Source organism: Streptomyces sp. NPDC102441, from assembly GCF_044765585.1.
Classification (GTDB): domain Bacteria; phylum Actinomycetota; class Actinomycetes; order Streptomycetales; family Streptomycetaceae; genus Streptomyces.
Map to the genome: position 1 here is coordinate 154,257 of NZ_JBIWKH010000001.1, position 14,931 is coordinate 169,187.

16 protein-coding genes are annotated in these 14,931 nt (G+C 70.5%); 3 read left to right on the plus strand and 13 right to left on the minus strand.

Annotation, left to right across the window (positions count from 1 at the left end; translation table 11 throughout):
* Window positions 1-70: 70 nt before the first annotated feature.
* From rnc to ACIREO_RS00725, 8 genes are all read right to left on the minus strand, one after another.
* On the minus strand, window positions 71-895 hold the full coding sequence (gene rnc / locus ACIREO_RS00690; protein WP_404103054.1) for a ribonuclease III: 825 nt from the start codon (window positions 893-895) through the stop codon (window positions 71-73).
* A 19-nt stretch (window positions 896-914) separates the two neighbouring features.
* A complete protein-coding gene (gene rpmF / locus ACIREO_RS00695) occupies window positions 915-1,088 on the minus strand; it encodes a 50S ribosomal protein L32 (RefSeq protein ID WP_003965982.1) in 174 nt (57 codons plus the stop codon).
* A gap of 2 nt (window positions 1,089-1,090) precedes the next feature.
* A complete protein-coding gene (locus tag ACIREO_RS00700; protein WP_404103056.1) occupies window positions 1,091-1,756 on the minus strand; it encodes a YceD family protein in 666 nt (221 codons plus the stop codon).
* Window positions 1,757-1,894: 138 nt separating this feature from the next.
* A complete protein-coding gene (locus ACIREO_RS00705) occupies window positions 1,895-3,064 on the minus strand; it encodes a cell division initiation protein (protein ID WP_404103059.1) in 1,170 nt (389 codons plus the stop codon).
* Between the two features lie 97 nt (window positions 3,065-3,161).
* Window positions 3,162-3,641, minus strand: coding sequence for a pantetheine-phosphate adenylyltransferase (gene coaD, locus ACIREO_RS00710; RefSeq protein WP_041667884.1), 480 nt, complete (start codon window positions 3,639-3,641; stop codon window positions 3,162-3,164).
* Window positions 3,642-3,667: 26 nt separating this feature from the next.
* A complete protein-coding gene (gene rsmD / locus ACIREO_RS00715) occupies window positions 3,668-4,252 on the minus strand; it encodes a 16S rRNA (guanine(966)-N(2))-methyltransferase RsmD (RefSeq protein ID WP_404103062.1) in 585 nt (194 codons plus the stop codon).
* Window positions 4,253-4,341: 89 nt separating this feature from the next.
* Window positions 4,342-6,558 carry an ATP-dependent DNA helicase RecG gene (recG, locus tag ACIREO_RS00720; protein ID WP_404103065.1) on the minus strand — a complete coding sequence of 739 codons (2,217 nt, stop codon included), beginning with the start codon at window positions 6,556-6,558 and terminating at the stop codon, window positions 4,342-4,344.
* A gap of 48 nt (window positions 6,559-6,606) precedes the next feature.
* Complete coding sequence (locus ACIREO_RS00725) at window positions 6,607-8,229, minus strand: DAK2 domain-containing protein (RefSeq protein WP_404103067.1); 1,623 nt, start codon at window positions 8,227-8,229, stop codon at window positions 6,607-6,609.
* 453 nt (window positions 8,230-8,682) lie between these two features.
* On the opposite strand from ACIREO_RS00725, the gene rpmB reads away from it, so the two are divergent.
* The gene (gene rpmB / locus ACIREO_RS00730) at window positions 8,683-8,868 is read left to right on the plus strand and encodes a 50S ribosomal protein L28 (RefSeq protein WP_003965989.1); all 186 of its coding nucleotides are present in this window, start codon (window positions 8,683-8,685) and stop codon (window positions 8,866-8,868) included.
* Between the two features lie 75 nt (window positions 8,869-8,943).
* Here rpmB and thiD read toward each other — a convergent pair whose 3' ends face one another.
* Window positions 8,944-9,753: a bifunctional hydroxymethylpyrimidine kinase/phosphomethylpyrimidine kinase gene (thiD, locus tag ACIREO_RS00735; RefSeq protein ID WP_404103070.1), complete on the minus strand. Its 810-nt coding sequence runs from the start codon at window positions 9,751-9,753 to the stop codon at window positions 8,944-8,946.
* Window positions 9,754-9,844: 91 nt separating this feature from the next.
* A complete protein-coding gene (locus ACIREO_RS00740; RefSeq protein ID WP_404103072.1) occupies window positions 9,845-10,813 on the minus strand; it encodes a thiamine-phosphate kinase in 969 nt (322 codons plus the stop codon).
* 240 nt (window positions 10,814-11,053) lie between these two features.
* Here ACIREO_RS00740 and ACIREO_RS00745 point away from each other — a divergent pair, with 240 nt between their 5' ends.
* Together ACIREO_RS00745 and ACIREO_RS00750 are read left to right on the plus strand one after the other, a co-directional pair.
* Window positions 11,054-11,287, plus strand: coding sequence for an Lrp/AsnC family transcriptional regulator (locus tag ACIREO_RS00745; protein ID WP_104789405.1), 234 nt, complete (start codon window positions 11,054-11,056; stop codon window positions 11,285-11,287).
* Between the two features lie 20 nt (window positions 11,288-11,307).
* Window positions 11,308-11,787: a DUF3515 domain-containing protein gene (locus ACIREO_RS00750; protein WP_404103074.1), complete on the plus strand. Its 480-nt coding sequence runs from the start codon at window positions 11,308-11,310 to the stop codon at window positions 11,785-11,787.
* 32 nt (window positions 11,788-11,819) lie between these two features.
* On the opposite strand, the gene ACIREO_RS00755 is transcribed toward ACIREO_RS00750, so the two are convergent.
* Genes ACIREO_RS00755 through ACIREO_RS00765 form a run of 3 tightly spaced genes read right to left on the minus strand, consistent with a single transcriptional unit; the run spans window position 11,820 to window position 14,786 of the window.
* Window positions 11,820-12,992 (minus strand): D-alanine--D-alanine ligase family protein, encoded by a 1,173-nt coding sequence (locus ACIREO_RS00755; RefSeq protein ID WP_404103077.1) that lies wholly within the window; start codon window positions 12,990-12,992, stop codon window positions 11,820-11,822.
* A 34-nt stretch (window positions 12,993-13,026) separates the two neighbouring features.
* Complete coding sequence (locus tag ACIREO_RS00760; RefSeq protein WP_404103080.1) at window positions 13,027-14,037, minus strand: NAD(P)H-dependent glycerol-3-phosphate dehydrogenase; 1,011 nt, start codon at window positions 14,035-14,037, stop codon at window positions 13,027-13,029.
* The gene (locus ACIREO_RS00765) at window positions 14,034-14,786 is read right to left on the minus strand and encodes a lysophospholipid acyltransferase family protein (protein ID WP_404103083.1); all 753 of its coding nucleotides are present in this window, start codon (window positions 14,784-14,786) and stop codon (window positions 14,034-14,036) included. The genes ACIREO_RS00760 and ACIREO_RS00765 overlap by 4 nt, the downstream gene beginning before the upstream one ends.
* Window positions 14,787-14,931: the final 145 nt, after the last annotated feature.

Sequence of the window (14,931 nt, forward strand, 5' to 3'; positions counted from 1 at the left end):
TCCTTCGGGGGTGTGACAGGACAGCGAAAACCCCCCGGTGCGCGAGGGCACCGAGGGGTTTCCCCTTCGTTCAGGCCGGAGCGGCGTCCGAGTGCGGCGACGGGTCGGCAGGAGTGTCGGCGACCCCTCCGTCGACAGCGGCCTTGGCCGCTGTCTCCCGTGCTTCCGCGGCGGCGCTGATCTCGCGCCAGGCGGACTCCGCCGCCTGCTGCTCCGCTTCCTTCTTGCTACGGCCGGTGCCGGTGCCGTACGAGACACCACCGACGCGAGCGGCAGCAGTAAAGGTCTTCTCGTGATCGGGGCCGGTCTCCGTGACGAGGTACTCGGGGACTCCGAGGCTCTCGCTGGCGGTGAGCTCCTGGAGACTGGTCTTCCAGTCCAGGCCGGCTCCGAGGTTGGAGGACCTGTCGATCAGCGGGTCGAAGAGCCGGTGGACCAGCTCCGAGGCCACACTGAGGCCCTGGTCGAGATAGACGGCGCCGATCACCGCTTCAAGGGTGTCGGCGAGGATGGAAGCCTTGTCCCGGCCACCCGTGCCCTCTTCACCACGGCCGAGCCGGATGAAGGAGCCGAGTTCGAGGCCGCGGCCCACTTCCGCAAGTGCACGCGAGTTGACCACCGCGGCCCGCAACTTGGCCAGCTGGCCTTCGGGCAGGTCGGGGTGGGTGCGGTACAGCGTGTCCGTGACCACCAGGCCGAGCACCGAGTCCCCGAGGAACTCCAGCCGCTCGTTGGTGGGCAGACCGCCGTTCTCGTACGCGTACGAGCGATGGGTCAGCGCACGCACCAGAAGGGCGGACTCGAGGTGATAACCGAGCCGCCCTTCCAGAAGCGTGTGGGACGAGGCTGTGTTGATGTTGTCGTTGTGCTTCTTGGAGCTGGACAACTCAGACATCGGGCCTCTCACCAGCCGCTCAGACCTCGAGGACCTGGCGCTTGTTATAGGTGCCGCAGCTCGGGCACGCAATGTGCTGGAGCTTCGGCTCCTGGCAACGCTCGCACGAAACCAGGGTGGGGACCGCAGCCTTCCACTGCGACCGGCGGTGGCGCGTGTTGCTGCGCGACATCTTCCGCTTCGGAACAGCCACGGCTACTTCTCCTGCTTCTCGTCGACGCCCGGTTCGGCGCCGCCCATGTTGTCCTTCTCGCCGTCCTGAACGGTCTCGGCGAGTCCTTGCAGTGCCGCCCAACGGATGTCGACGGCATCGTGGTGGTGGTCCGGATTCTCGTCCAGCCTGATTCCGCATTCGGAACACAGGCCGGCGCAGGTCTCCTTGCACACCGGCTGCAGCGGCAGTGCGAGCACCACCGCGTCACGCAGCACAGGCTCGAGGTCGAACGAGTCGTCCTCGAGAAAGAACCTGTCCTCGTCGTCCTCGGCGTCGTCGACCGGGTCCGCGGTCCTGCTGCGGTTCCGGTCATCGGCGTCAGGGTACGAGAACATCTCCTGGAAGTCCGCTTCGACCTCGATGGCCAGCGGCTCCAGACACCTTACGCACTCCCCCTCGGCCGTCGCACGGGCGGTGCCTGTGACAAGCACCCCTTCCATGACGGATTCGAGGCGGAGGTCCAGCGCCACAGGCGCGTTCTCCGGCACACCGATGACCCCGTCGATACCGAGGTCCTTCGGTGCTTCCACCGTGCGGGGCAGCCGCTTCATGGCACCAGGACGCCGGCCCAGCTCGCGCGTATCGAACACGAGAGGGCTGCGGTGATCGAGGTGGCCGTTCAGGGCTTTTCCTGCTTTCGAAATCATGTGCGTGGTGCGGTTTACGGGAGGGCCGCCCCTGTCCTGACGGAAAGAGGGCAGCCTGGATCGCGGACAAACACGCGACCGAAGAGCCAGGATACTGGACGTACCGCCCAGCTCCCAATCCGGTAGGTCCCGCCCCGGTCAGCGGCCCTGTTCGTAGCGGCGCAGCTGTTCCAGGTCGATCATGCCGGTGTCGAAGAGGCTGGTCTCGTCGAGCGCGCCCTCACCCTGCTGCACGGGGGCCTGGGCCTGCTGCGGCCAGCCGTACTCCTGCTGCTGGTTCGGGTCGTACGCCTGCTGCTGGTACGCGCCGTACGGATCGGGCTGCTGCTGGTAGGCGGTGTAGGGGTCGGCCTGGAGCTGCTGCTGGTCCTGGTAGCCGTACGTCTGCGCGTACTGCGGCTCGGGCTGCCCCTGGACCGGGAAGCCGGCCTGTGCGGGGTCCTGGTAGTCGGCGGCCGGCGCGTAGCCCGGCTGGGCAGGATCCGCGTAGCCCGGCTGGGCAGGATCCGCGTAGTCCGGCTGCGCGGGTTGCGCGTAGGAAGGCTGCTGGGGGCTGCGGCGCGGGTCGGCGGCCGCCAGATCGGCCAGGCCCGCCCAGTGGTCCTCGTCGCTGGTGTGCTGCCCGCCGCCCGCGGCGTCCTGGGCGGCCATGTGCGCGCCGAGATCGTCCGTGGCGACCCGGCCGAGCAGCTTCTGGCGGCCCCGGCCGACGGCCTCCAGCGTCTTGGCGAGGACGGCTTCGAAGGCGCCGAGCTTGGTGTCCACGTAGTCGTCGGCGCGACGGCGGAGCGTCTCGGGGTCGGCGCTGCGCTCCGGCGCCTCGGCGAAGTCGGGGTCCTCGTAGCCCTGCTCGTCGACGCCCTCGCTGCGGCCCAGGAGCTTCTCGCGCCCCCGGTCGACGGAGCCGATGGTCTTGGTGAGGACGACCTCGAAGTTGGCGAGCTTGCTGTCGACGTACTCGTCGGCCTCGCCGCGGACCTCGTCGGCCTCCCTGCGGGCCTCGGACAGGATCCGGTCCGCCTCGGACTGGGAGCGCTGGGCGATCTCGGTGCCGGAGATCAGCGAGCCGCGCTCGGCGCGGGCGGACTCGATGATCCGCTCGGCCTCCTGCCTGGCCTGCTCGACCAGCTGCTCTCGTCCGCCGATGAGCTCCTCGGCGTGGGCCAGCGAGCCGGGCAGGGCCTCGCGCACCTCTTCGAGCATGGCGAGCAGTTCGGCCCGGTTGACCACGCAGGACGCCGACATGGGCATGGACCGGGCGTTCCCGACCGTTTCGACGATCTCGTCGAGCTTCTTCTGCACGTCCACCGTGTGCTCGCCACTCTCTGCTGCTGTTGGAGACGGACGGGACGACTGTAAGGCCAGTCGCCGCCCGTCCGACACCTGGTGACGGGCGGTCAGCGCATCACTTCTCGCCGAGACGCTTCACGAGGGCCTCGTGGACCGTCGGCGGCAGCAGGTGGGCCACGTCACCGCCCCAGGTGGCGACCTCCTTGACCAGCGAGGACGACAGGAAGCTGTAGGTCGGGTTCGTCGGCACGAAGAGCGTCTCGACCCCCGAGAGGCCGTTGTTCATCTGTGCCATCTGCAGCTCGTAGTCGAAGTCGCTGACGGCCCGCAGGCCCTTCACGATCGCCGGGATGTCGCGCTGCTTGCAGAAGTCGACCAGCAGGCCGTGGAAGGACTCGACCTCGACGTTGCCGAAGTCCGCCGTGACCTCGCGGATCAGCTCGATCCGCTCGTCGACGGTGAACAGGCCCTTCTTGGACTGGTTGATCATCACGGCGACGTGCACGACGTCGTACAGCTTCGAGGCTCGTCCGATGATGTCGAGATGTCCGTTGGTGATGGGGTCGAACGACCCCGGACAGACGGCGCGGCGCAACGTGGTTCCCTCGCTCTCCGGTGCGGTCATCGTGCGTCTTCGCACGTAGAGGCGGCGCGACCGTACCAAAACGTGGCTTCGCCGTAGCGACGGGACCGCTGTGGCTCGAATCCGTCGGGCCAGCTGAATTCCCCGCCTCTGGTGCTCCGTTCCACCGTGACGAGAGCATCGCCCGTGAGCCACCCCTGAGCACGGAGTGTGAGCAGGATCTCCCCAAGATCGTCGTCGGTGACGGCGTACGGCGGATCGAGGAAAACCACGTCGTACGGGTCCGAGGGTGCCGGTCCCGTCACGATCTGTTCTGCTTTGCCCGCCCGGAATTCGGCGCCGGGCAGACCCAGGGTGCGGATGTTGTCGCGGACCGTGCGCGCGGCCTTGGCGTCGGCCTCCACGAGCAGCGCGTGGGCGGCTCCGCGCGAGAGCGCCTCCAGGCCCACCGCGCCGGAGCCCGCGTAGAGATCGGCGACACGGATGCCGTCGAGCGTGCCCAGGAGCGCTTCCCAGGTGGAGAACAGGGCCTCGCGCGCACGGTCGGAGGTGGGGCGGGTGCCGGTGCCGGGCGGGACGGCCAGGCGGCGTCCCCCGGCCGAGCCGGCGATCACGCGGGTCATGGGTGTCTGTTCCTCGGGTCGCGGGCGGCACACAGGACGGAACGCGTGCCGTGCTCCCCACGATATGGCGTCCTCATGGATCCGCCCGGTCACCCCTTGTCGAGGTACTCCTCCCGGTCCTTGTCGAGCAGGGCGTCCAGCGCGGTGCGCAGCTCCGGCAGGCGTTCGAGCCCGGGGTCGTCCGCGACGACACGGACGGCCTCCTCGCGGGCAGCCGCGATGACCTCCTCGTCGTCGATGACGCTGAGCACCCGCAGGGAGGAGCGGACGCCGGACTGGGCCTGGCCGAGGACATCGCCCTCGCGCCGCTGTTCGAGGTCGATGCGGGAGAGCTCGAAGCCGTCGAGGGTGGCGGCGACCGCGGAGAGCCTGGCCCGCGCGGGGCTCGCCTCATGGGCCTCGCTGACCAGCAGGCAGAGACCGGGGGCCGAGCCACGCCCCACGCGGCCCCTGAGCTGGTGCAGCTGGGACACGCCGAAGCGGTCCGCGTCCATGATCACCATCGCGGTGGCGTTGGGGACGTTCACCCCGACCTCGATCACGGTGGTGGCGACCAAGACGTCGGCCTGGCCGGCGGCGAACCGGCGCATGACGTCGTCCTTGTCGTCGGGCGGCATCCTGCCGTGGAGGACCTCGACGCGCAGGCCGGCCAGCGGGCCCTTGGCGAGCTGCTCGGCGATGTCCAGCACGGCGAGCGGTGGCCGCTTCTCCGCGTCCTCGCCGGAGACGGCCTTCTTCCCCGCCTTCCCCTTCTTCGCCCCGGCCTCCTCGGCGTCGTCGCCGATGCGGGGGCAGACCACGTACGCCTGGTGGCCGTTCTCCACCTCCTCACGGACGCGTTCCCAGGCGCGGCTGAGGAAGTGGGGCTTGTCCTTGGCGGGGACGACATGGCTGGCGATCGGTGAACGGCCCGCGGGGAGCTGGTCGAGTACGGAGGTCTCCAGATCACCGAAGACGGTCATCGCGACCGTACGGGGAATGGGGGTGGCCGTCATGACGAGCAGGTGGGGCGGCTGTTTCCCCTTGGAGCGCAGGGCGTCGCGCTGTTCCACGCCGAAGCGGTGCTGTTCGTCGACGACGACCAGGCCGAGGTCATGGAACTGGACCTTGTCCTCGATGAGCGCATGGGTACCGATGACGATCCCGGCCTCGCCCGTGACCAGATCGAGCAGCGCCTGTCTGCGGGCCGCCGTCCCCATGGAGCCGGTCAGCAGGACGACCTTCGTGCCCAGGTCGGATCCGCCCAGCATGCCGCCTTCGGCGAGGGAGCCCATCATCTCGGTGACGGACCGGTGGTGCTGCTGGGCCAGCACCTCGGTGGGCGCGAGCATCGCCGCCTGGCCGCCCGCGTCGACGACCCGGAGCATGGCCCGCAGCGCGACCAGCGTCTTGCCGGAGCCGACCTCTCCCTGGAGCAGCCGGTGCATGGGGTGTTCCGTCGCCAGGGCCCCGAAGATCTCCTCGGTGACCTTCTGCTGGCCTTCGGTGAGGGTGAAGGGGAGTGTGGCGTCGAAGGCGTCCAGCACCCCGTCGGGGACGGGCCTGCGGGCCACGGCCGGGAGTTGCGTGTCGGCGTAGCGGCGGCGGGCGAGCGCGACCTGGAGGACGAAGGCCTCGTCCCAGCGCAGCCGGTCCCGGGCCGACGCGACGTCCGCCTTGGTGTGCGGACGGTGGATCCGGAGCAGCGCCTCGGGCAGGGGGACGAAGCCACGCCCTTCGCGCAGTGCCGGGGGCAGTGGGTCCACCGCCTCCTGCGCGCTGGGCAGGACCGTGTCCACGGCCTTGGCGATCCGCCAGGAGTCGAGCTGCTTGCAGGCCGGGTAGATCGGCAGCAGCTGCCCCGCGAAGGCGTCGGCGGCCTCGGTCGCCTCGTCCTCGTCATTCGCGTCGAGGAGCTGGTACGTGGGGTGGGCGAGCTGCATCTTCCTGTTGAAGACGGAGACCTTGCCCGCGAACATCGCGCGCCGGCCGGGGAGGAGTTCCTTGTGGGGCTTGTGGACGCCGTGTCCGAAGAAGACCAGCTGGAGCCGGCCGCTCCCGTCGGTGAGGGTGACCTCCAGCCGCTTGCCCCGGCCGTTGTTGAACATCATGACCCGCGCGTCGGCGACCTGTGCGACGACCGTCACATGCTCGTCCAGCGGGAGCTCGGTGAGCGCCGTGAGGCGGCCCCGCTCCTCGTAACGCCGCGGGTAGTGGTGCAGCAGATCACCGACCGTGTGCAGGTCGAGGTGTTCGGCCATCACCTTCGCGGTGGCTCCGCCGAGCAGCTTCTTGAGAGGTTCATCGAACGCGGACACGCGGTCCATTGCACACCACGGCACTGACAAATGTCGCCGCGCGCCGCACCGGGCCTGTTACTCGACACCGATCAGCAGGGGCGCAGCCTGGTGGCCGCCCCGGTAGACGACCGTGTCGACGGCGATGTGGCCCTCACGGATGTGCTCGCCCAGCTCGTCGGCCAGGGCGTCGGGCACGTCCTCGCCGAGGACCAGCGTGACGAGTTCACCGCCGGCCGACAGCATCCGGTCCAGGACCGTGCGGGCCGTGCCGGGGACGTCCGCACCGATGACGGCGACGTCCCCGTCGATCAGGCCGAGGATGTCGCCGGCCTGGCAGATGCCCGCCATGGTCCACGACTGCCGTTCGGCGACGGCCAGTTCGGCGTAACGGGTCGCGCCGGCGGCCGAGGTCATCGCGACGACGTCCTCGTCGAAACTGCGGCCGGGTTCGTGGACGGCGAGTGCCGCGATGCCCTGCACCGCGGCACGGGTGGGGACCAGGGCGACGCGGATGCCCTCGCCCCTGGCCTGTTCGGCGGCAGCTGCGGCGGTGTGGCGCAGCTGTGCGTCGTTCGGCAGCAGGACCACCTCGCGGGCGTGGGCCCGGCGGATGGCGTCGACCAGTTCGCCGCTGGCGGGCGGTTCGCCGGGGCGCGCAAGCACGGTGGTCGCCCCGGCCTCGGCGCACAGGCCGGAGAGCCCGTCGCCGGGTACGACCACGACGACCGCGCGCTGGGCGGGTTCCCGGTGGGCGGAGCCGCGGTCGGCGGCGAAGTGGGTGATCCGGATCCGGTAGGGCCGGCCGGCCTCGACCCCGGCCTCGACGGCCGCCCCGGCGTCGTCGACATGGACGTGGACGTTCCACAGGCCGTCGCCGCCGACCACGACGAGGGAGTCCCCCAGGGCGTCCAGCCGGTTCCGCAGCCGGGCGACGGCGTCGTCGGGGGCCTCCAGCAGATAGATGACCTCGAAGGCAGGGCCCCCGTCCGGGTCCGCGGCGGCGCAGTCGCCGGTCACGGGCAGGACGTCGGGGGCGGGTGTGACGGCACGCTCCCGCACACGTCCGCCGACCGCTTCGAGCAGTGCGCCGAGCACGGTCACCAGGCCCTGCCCGCCGGCGTCGACGACACCCGCGCGCCCGAGTACGGCGAGCTGGCCCGGGGTGGCGGCGAGGGCGGTGCGCGCCCCTTCGTACGCCGCCTCGGCCACGTCCGTGAGGCCGGCGCTCCCCGCCGTGGCCGAGGCCGCCTCGGCGGCGGCGGTGGCGACGGTGAGCACCGTGCCCTCGACGGGATGGGCCACGGCCAGCCGCGCGGCGGCGGCGGCCTCCGTCAGCGCGGTCCTCAGGTGACGGGCGTCACCGGACTCGGCCAGCACCGAGGCCATCCCGCGCAGCAGCTGGGCCAGGATGGTTCCGGAGTTCCCCCGGGCGCCGATCAGCGCGCCGTGCGCCATGGCCCGTACGGCGTCGGCGGGAGCCGGCACGGTGGAACCGGTCTCATGGGCGGCGAAGACCGCTTCGACGGCGGCTGCCGCCGACTCGACGGTGAGATAGAGGTTGGTGCCGGTGTCCCCGTCGGCGACGGGGTAGACGTTGATGGCATCGATGGCCGCCCGCTCACGCCCCAGGGCCTCAAGGGCCAGTGAGCACCAGGTGCGCACCGCGACGGCGTCGAGATCGTCGGGGGACTGCGGCACCGTTGGTCCTCCTGGGGTCTTTCGTCTGGATCATGCCGGATCAGGGAGCGGGGTCGCGGAGCGACGGGGCCTCCCCTGCTCATGGGGGTCCCCCCGCTCGAGCGAAGCCGAGAGAGGGGAAACCGAGAGCTCGGGGAGGACTGACGACAACGCCGCGAGGTGCGGTGCCGGACCCCCGCGAGCCCGGCATGATCCGGACGAGAGACCCTGGGGGCGGCCGTGGGGGGCCGGCTGCACCGCAGGGTAGCCCTCGCGTCGCGGGCCCGGCGGGTGCAGGTGCGGGACGGAGAGCCCGGGGAGCCGTGGTAGTTTCGTATCTCCGACGCAGCCGTTGTATGCTGCTTCGGTTGCCCGACGGAAGTCGGGACATTCCTCCGGTACCGCCACTTCAGTAAAATGAATCCGGCGCGCCGGAATTCACTGTAAGTGCATCTGAAGTCTTTGGAGTGACCCGTGGCTGCCAACTGCGACGTTTGCGGCAAGGGGCCGAGCTTCGGCAACAGCATTTCGCACTCGCACCGCCGTACGTCCCGTCGCTGGAATCCCAACATCCAGCGCGTGCGTGCAGTGGTCGGTCGGACGCCGAAGCGGCTCAACGTCTGCACCTCGTGCATCAAGGCCGGCAAGGTCGCGCGCTGACGTCCCCGTCGTAGCGCAGCCTTCCGGTTGCCCAAAAAGCCGGTCCACCTCGGTGGACCGGCTTTTTGCTGTGCTTCAGCGCCCGGGGCGCGTCTGCCAGCCGTGATCGACGGGGCCGATGCCCTCGCCCAGTGCGAAACCGGCCCGGATCGCGCCGGTGACGTAATCCTTCGCGCCCCGCACGGCGGTCGGGACGTCCTGGCCGCGGGCGAGTCCGCAGGCGATGGCGGAGGCGAGGGTGCAGCCCGTGCCGTGGGTGTGCCGGTTGTCCAGCCTCGGGGCGCGCAGCCAGTGCTCCTCGCTGCCGTCCGTCAGCAGGTCCACGGCCGCGCCGGGCAGATGGCCGCCCTTGATCACCACCCAGCGGGGTCCGTAGCCGAGGATCGCGGCGGCGGCCCGGCGCATCCCCGGTTCGTCGGTCACGGCGACGCCGGTGAGCTGGGTCACCTCGTCGAGGTTCGGGGTGGCGACCGTGGCGACAGGCAGCAGCTTCGTGCGTACGGAGTCGAGGGCCTCGGCGGCCAGCAGCGCGTCCCCGTGCTTGGAGACCCCGACGGGGTCGACGACGACCGGTGCGGCGGTCTCCGCGAGGAGTTCCGCGACGGTGTCGACGAGCACGGCCGAGGACAGCATCCCGGTCTTCACCGCCTGGACGCCGATGTCGTCGACGACGCTGCGGTACTGGGCGCGTACGGCCTCCGCCGGCAGTTCCCAGGCGCCCTGCACGCCCAGCGAGTTCTGGGCGGTCACCGCGGTCAGCACGCTCATGCCGTGGGTGCCGAGGGCCAGCATCGTCTTCAGGTCGGCCTGGATGCCCGCACCGCCGCCGGAGTCGGATCCGGCGACGGTGAGGACACGGGGCGGTATCGGGGCAGGTGCGGTCATGCCCCGGAATCTACTAGGGCGTGCTGGGGAAGTAGCGCCGTCCGCCCGGAGGGCGGGCGCCGCCGGGCAGGCGGGACCTCCCCATCACGCCCTAAGCGTCCTCGATGGATCCGAAATGGTCCCAGCCGCCCTTGCTCGTCCAGGGCGCCCCGTCGACGGTGACCTGGGGCAGCGCCGACGGGTTGAGGACCTCTCCGATGACCTTCCAGCGGGCAGGGAGCTTCACGTCGGACGGGAACGTCGCCACGATCGCGTGGTCCTCCCCCCCGGTGAGCACCCACTGCAACGGGTCGACCCCGACCGCCTGCCCGATGTCGGACATCTGCGAGGGGATGTCGATGAGCCCGGACCGCAGGTCGATGCGGACCTTGCTGGCCTCGGCGATGTGCCCGAGGTCGGCGACGAGCCCGTCGCTGACGTCGGTCATGGCCGTGGCGCCGAGACCGGCAGCCGCGGGGCCCGCGTGGTACGGCGGTTCGGGACGCCGGTGCGCCTCGACGAAGGCACGCGGCGAGCGGAACCCCCGGGAGAGGACGGCGAATCCGGCAGCGGACCAGCCGAGCCATCCGGTGACGGCCACCACGTCCCCGGGCCGGGCCCCCGCCCGGGTGACGGGTTCGTGGTTGCGGAGGTCGCCGAGCGCGGTGATCGCGACGGTGATGGTGTCGCCGCCGACCACGTCGCCGCCGACCACGGCCGCACCGGCGACCTGGCACTCGTCGCGCAGCCCGTCCATCAGCTCGGCGGCCCAGGTGACCGGCAGGTCCGCCGGTACGACGAGGCCGAGCAGCAGCGCCGTGGGCACGGCACCCATGGCCGCGATGTCGGCGAGGTTCTGGGCTGCGGCCTTGCGGCCGACGTCGTACGCCGTAGACCAGTCACGGCGGAAGTGCCGCCCTTCCAGCAGGATGTCCGTACTGGCCACGACCCTGCGGTCGGGAGCGGCCACGACCGCGGCGTCGTCGCCGGGCCCCAGCCGTACCGCCGGAGTGGTGGTGAGCCGGGACGTGAGCTCTCTGATGAGCCCGAACTCCCCCAACTCGCCCACGGTTCCCTTCACCGAGTCTCACCTCTCATCTATCGCACCGGACACCTGTCCGGGCTGCTGTTCCGCACCGGTGGGCTTGCGGTCGCGAGCCCCAACTGCTGTCGGTACCGTCAAGGGATACGTCAACTTCTGTGGTGCGTACGCCACGCTGTGGGCGTCAACCGGCCCGTAGGTCTCCCCGCGGCCCGGGGCAACGCGATAACGTGGCGTCCCTTTCCCCCACATGATCCTCGTGGCCGCCCTGGAGGTTCCGTGGTACAGGCGTACATCCTTATCCAGACCGAGGTGGGCAAGGCGTCGACCGTCGCCGAGACCATCGCAAAGCTCCCGGGAGTGATCCAGGCAGAGGACGTCACAGGCCCCTACGACGTGGTCGTGCGCGCGCAGGCCGACACGGTCGACGCACTCGGCCGCATGGTGGTCGCCAAAGTCCAGCAGGTGGACGGCATCACGCGCACCCTGACCTGCCCGGTAGTCCACCTCTGACCCCTGTCTACGCTGGTCCGGTGACTCACACCCGCCGCCGGTTCCCCCGATCCCGTGTTCTCGCACCGTCCGCCGCCCTGTTCGTCCTGACAGCGGCGGGCTGCTCCTCCGGCCCCTCGGTGGCGGTTCCCACACCGTCTTCGGAGGCCGCAGGGTACTGCGAGAAGCTGCACAAGGAGCTGCCGGAGACCGTCGCCGGTCTCGAGCGGAGTGATCCCTCACCGGATTCGGACCTGACCGCCGGCTGGGGGGACGGGGCGATCGTACTGCGCTGCGGTGTCACCCGGCCCGCGAGGATGGACGATTCCCAGTCGAAGGGTGTCGACGCGGACGGCGTCAACTGGTTGCTGGAGCAGCCCGACGACGCCGGCCCGAGGTTCACGACCACCTACCGCAAGGCGTATGTCGAGGTGACGCTCGGGACGGAGTACGCCCATGACATCACCCCGTTGTCCGCGTTCGCCGTACCCGTGAAGAAGACGGTCCCCGACAGCCTCTGAGGGCTGTCCCGCGCGGGACAGCCCTCACCGGGTCAGCGCAGTCCGGTGGAGCGGTTCAGCGCGGACGTGATCAGCCGGTCCACCAGCTCCGGGTACTCCACGCCGCTCGCCTGCCACATGCGGGGGAACATGGAGATCGGGGTGAAGCCCGGCATGGTGTTGATCTCGTTGATGACGAACGTGCCGTCCTCGGTGAGGAAGAAGTCGGCGCGCACCAGGCCCTCGCAGGAGGCCGCCTCGAAGGCCTCGACGGCAAGCCGTCGCACCTCGGCGGTCTGCTCCTCGGTGAGCGGCGCGGGAACCAGCCCGGCCGCCGAGTCGATGTACTTGGCCTCGAAGTCGTAGAAGTCGTGCGCGGTGACGGGCGGGATCTCCGCGGGCACGCTGGCACGCGGTCCGTCCTCGAACTCCAGCACGCCGCACTCGATCTCCCGGCCGTGCAGCAGGGACTCCACGAGGAACTTGGGGTCGTGCCGGCGGGCCTCCTCGATCGCCTCGTCGAGTCCGGCGGCGTCGTCGACCTTGGTGATGCCCATCGAGGAGCCGCCACGGGCGGGCTTGACGAAGAGCGGCCAACCGTGTTCGGCGGCGAACTCCATGATGCGCTTGCGTGCGGCGGGGCGGTCCGACTCCCACTCCCGGGGGCGGACGACCTCGTACGGGCCGACCGGCAGCCCGAAGGAGGTGAACACCCGCTTCATGTACTCCTTGTCCTGGCCGACGGCGGAGGACAGGACTCCCGCACCGACGTAGGGGACGCCGGAGAGCTCCAGGAGCCCCTGGAGCGTGCCGTCCTCGCCGTAGGGGCCGTGCAGCATGGGGAAGACGACGTCGACCTCGCCCAGGACCGTGGGCACCGCGCCCGGTTCGCTCACGACGACGTCACGGTTTCCGGGGTCGACGGAGAGCGTCACGGCGCCCTGCGCGGAGTCGGCGAGCTGCTCCACGTCCGGCACCTGCCGGTCCGTGATGGCCATGCGGGCCGGGTCGTCGGACGTGAGGGCCCAACGACCGTCCCTGGTGATGCCGATCGGCAGGACGTCGTACTTCGTCCGGTCGATGGCGCTCATGATGGCACCGGCCGTGACGACCGAGATGCCGTGTTCGGAGCTCCGGCCGCCGAACACGACGGCCACACGCGGTTTGCGGCCCGGCTCGGAGCTCAGCGGGCTCTCAGGGCTCTGGGGGAGGTTCTGGCTGCTCATATCGCGATGAGCGTACCTGCTGGTAAGGCTCGAGTCAGCGTCGCTCGGGCTTGGCGCTGCGCGACATCAGTTCCTTGAGCGCGACGACCGGCGGCTTGCCCTCGTGGACGATGCCGACGACCGTCTCGGTGATCGGCATGTCGACACCGTGCCTGCGCGCCAGATCGAGCACCGATTCGCAGGACTTGACGCCCTCGGCGGTCTGGCTCGTGACGGCGACCGTCTCCTGGAGCGTCATCCCCCGCCCGAGGTTGGTGCCGAACGTGTGGTTGCGCGAGAGCGGCGAGGAACAGGTCGCCACCAGGTCGCCGAGTCCGGCCAGTCCGGAGAAGGTGAGCGGGTCGGCGCCCATGGCGAGCCCCAGCCGGGTGGTCTCGGCGAGGCCCCGGGTGATGAGGGAGCCCTTGGCGTTGTCACCGAGGCCCATGCCGTCGGCGATGCCCACGGCGAGGCCGATGACGTTCTTCACGGCGCCGCCGAGCTCGCAGCCGACCACGTCGGTGTTGGTGTACGGCCGGAAGTACGGGGTGTGGCAGGCGGCCTGGAGACGCTGGGCGACGCTCTCGTCCGCGCAGGCGACGACGGCCGCGGCGGGGCGGCGTTCGGCGATCTCCTTGGCGAGGTTGGGGCCGGTGATGACCGCGATCCGGTCGGGGGCGACCTCGGTGACGTCCTCGATGACCTCGCTCATCCGCTTGGCGGTGCCGAGTTCGACGCCCTTCATCAGGGAGACGAGCACCGTGCCGGGCTCCAGATGCCGCTTCCAGTCGGCGAGGTTGGCGCGCAGGGTCTGCGAGGGCACGACGAGGAAGGCGAAGTCGGCGCCGCGAAGCGCCTCGGCGGCGTCGGTCGTGGCCCGGACCGAGGCGGGCAGCTCGACGCCCGGCAGATAGCCCGGATTGGCCCGGGTGGTGTTGACGGCCTCGACGACCTCGGCGCGACGGCCCCAGAGGGTGACCTCGCAGCCCGCGTCGGCGAGGATCACGGCGAAGGCCGTACCCCATGAGCCGGTTCCGAAGACGGCCGCCTTGACGGGGTGTGTCACGTCGTTCCCTTTCCCTCTGCCTTGCGCCGCTGTTCAGCACGGGCCTTACGGTGATCGTAGAGCTCGGCGGGGGCCTTCTCGCCGCGCACCTCCTCGAGCTGGGCGGTGACCGCGGCCATGATGGTCCCGGTCACCTGGCGCAGGACGTCGGGGGTCGGCTCGAGGCCGTAGTAGCGGGTGAGGTCGACCGGCGGCCCGGCCTGCACCACCAAAGTCTTGCGGGGGAACAGCTGGAGCTTGTTCTCCTTGGCGTAGGGCGGCATCGCGAGGTTGGCGCCCCACTGGGCGACGGGGATGACCGGGGCCCTGGTCATCAGGGCGACCCGGGCGGCGCCGGTCTTGCCGGCCATCGGCCACATGTCGGGGTCGCGGGTGAGCGTGCCCTCCGGGTAGAAGGCGACGCACTCGCCCCGTTCGATGGCGTCGACCGCGGCGCGGAAGGCGTCGAGCGCGTTCGTCGTCTCGCGGTAGACGGGGATCTGTCCGGTGCCGCGCAGGATCATTCCGACGAAAGGCGTCCTGAAGAGTCCGGCCTTCGCGAGGAGTCGGGGCACCCGTCCGGTGTTGTACTGGAAGTGTCCGTACGACAGTGGGTCCAGATACGAGTTGTGATTGACCGCGGTGATGAATCCGCCATCGGCCGGAATGTTTGCCATTCCCCGCCAGTCGCGCTTGAACAGAACCACCAGGGGCGGTTTTGCGATGACCGCTGCCAGGCGGTACCAGAAGCCGATTCTGCGGGGGGACACTCGGACGCCTTCCTTTAGGAACTGAGCTGCGCGGGGCTCGGGCGGTACTGCCTCGCCCCTGGGCCCCTGCTGTGTGGAGAACACCGTACGCCTCACCCGTGGGGGCGGACCTCCGGGTTGTCGTACCGGCAGGCGAGAATAGGGG

What these genes read in the sequence shown, in the direction of transcription:
- rnc (WP_404103054.1), bottom strand. Translation starts at nt 895, where the DNA reads ATGTCTGAGTTGTCCAGCTCCAAGAAGCACAACGACAACATCAACACA.
- ACIREO_RS00700 (WP_404103056.1), bottom strand. Translation starts at nt 1,756, where the DNA reads ATGATTTCGAAAGCAGGAAAAGCCCTGAACGGCCACCTCGATCACCGC.
- rsmD (WP_404103062.1), bottom strand. Translation starts at nt 4,252, where the DNA reads ATGACCCGCGTGATCGCCGGCTCGGCCGGGGGACGCCGCCTGGCCGTC.
- recG (WP_404103065.1), bottom strand. Translation starts at nt 6,558, where the DNA reads ATGGACCGCGTGTCCGCGTTCGATGAACCTCTCAAGAAGCTGCTCGGC.
- thiD (WP_404103070.1), bottom strand. Translation starts at nt 9,753, where the DNA reads ATGACCGCACCTGCCCCGATACCGCCCCGTGTCCTCACCGTCGCCGGA.
- ACIREO_RS00755 (WP_404103077.1), bottom strand. Translation starts at nt 12,992, where the DNA reads ATGAGCAGCCAGAACCTCCCCCAGAGCCCTGAGAGCCCGCTGAGCTCC.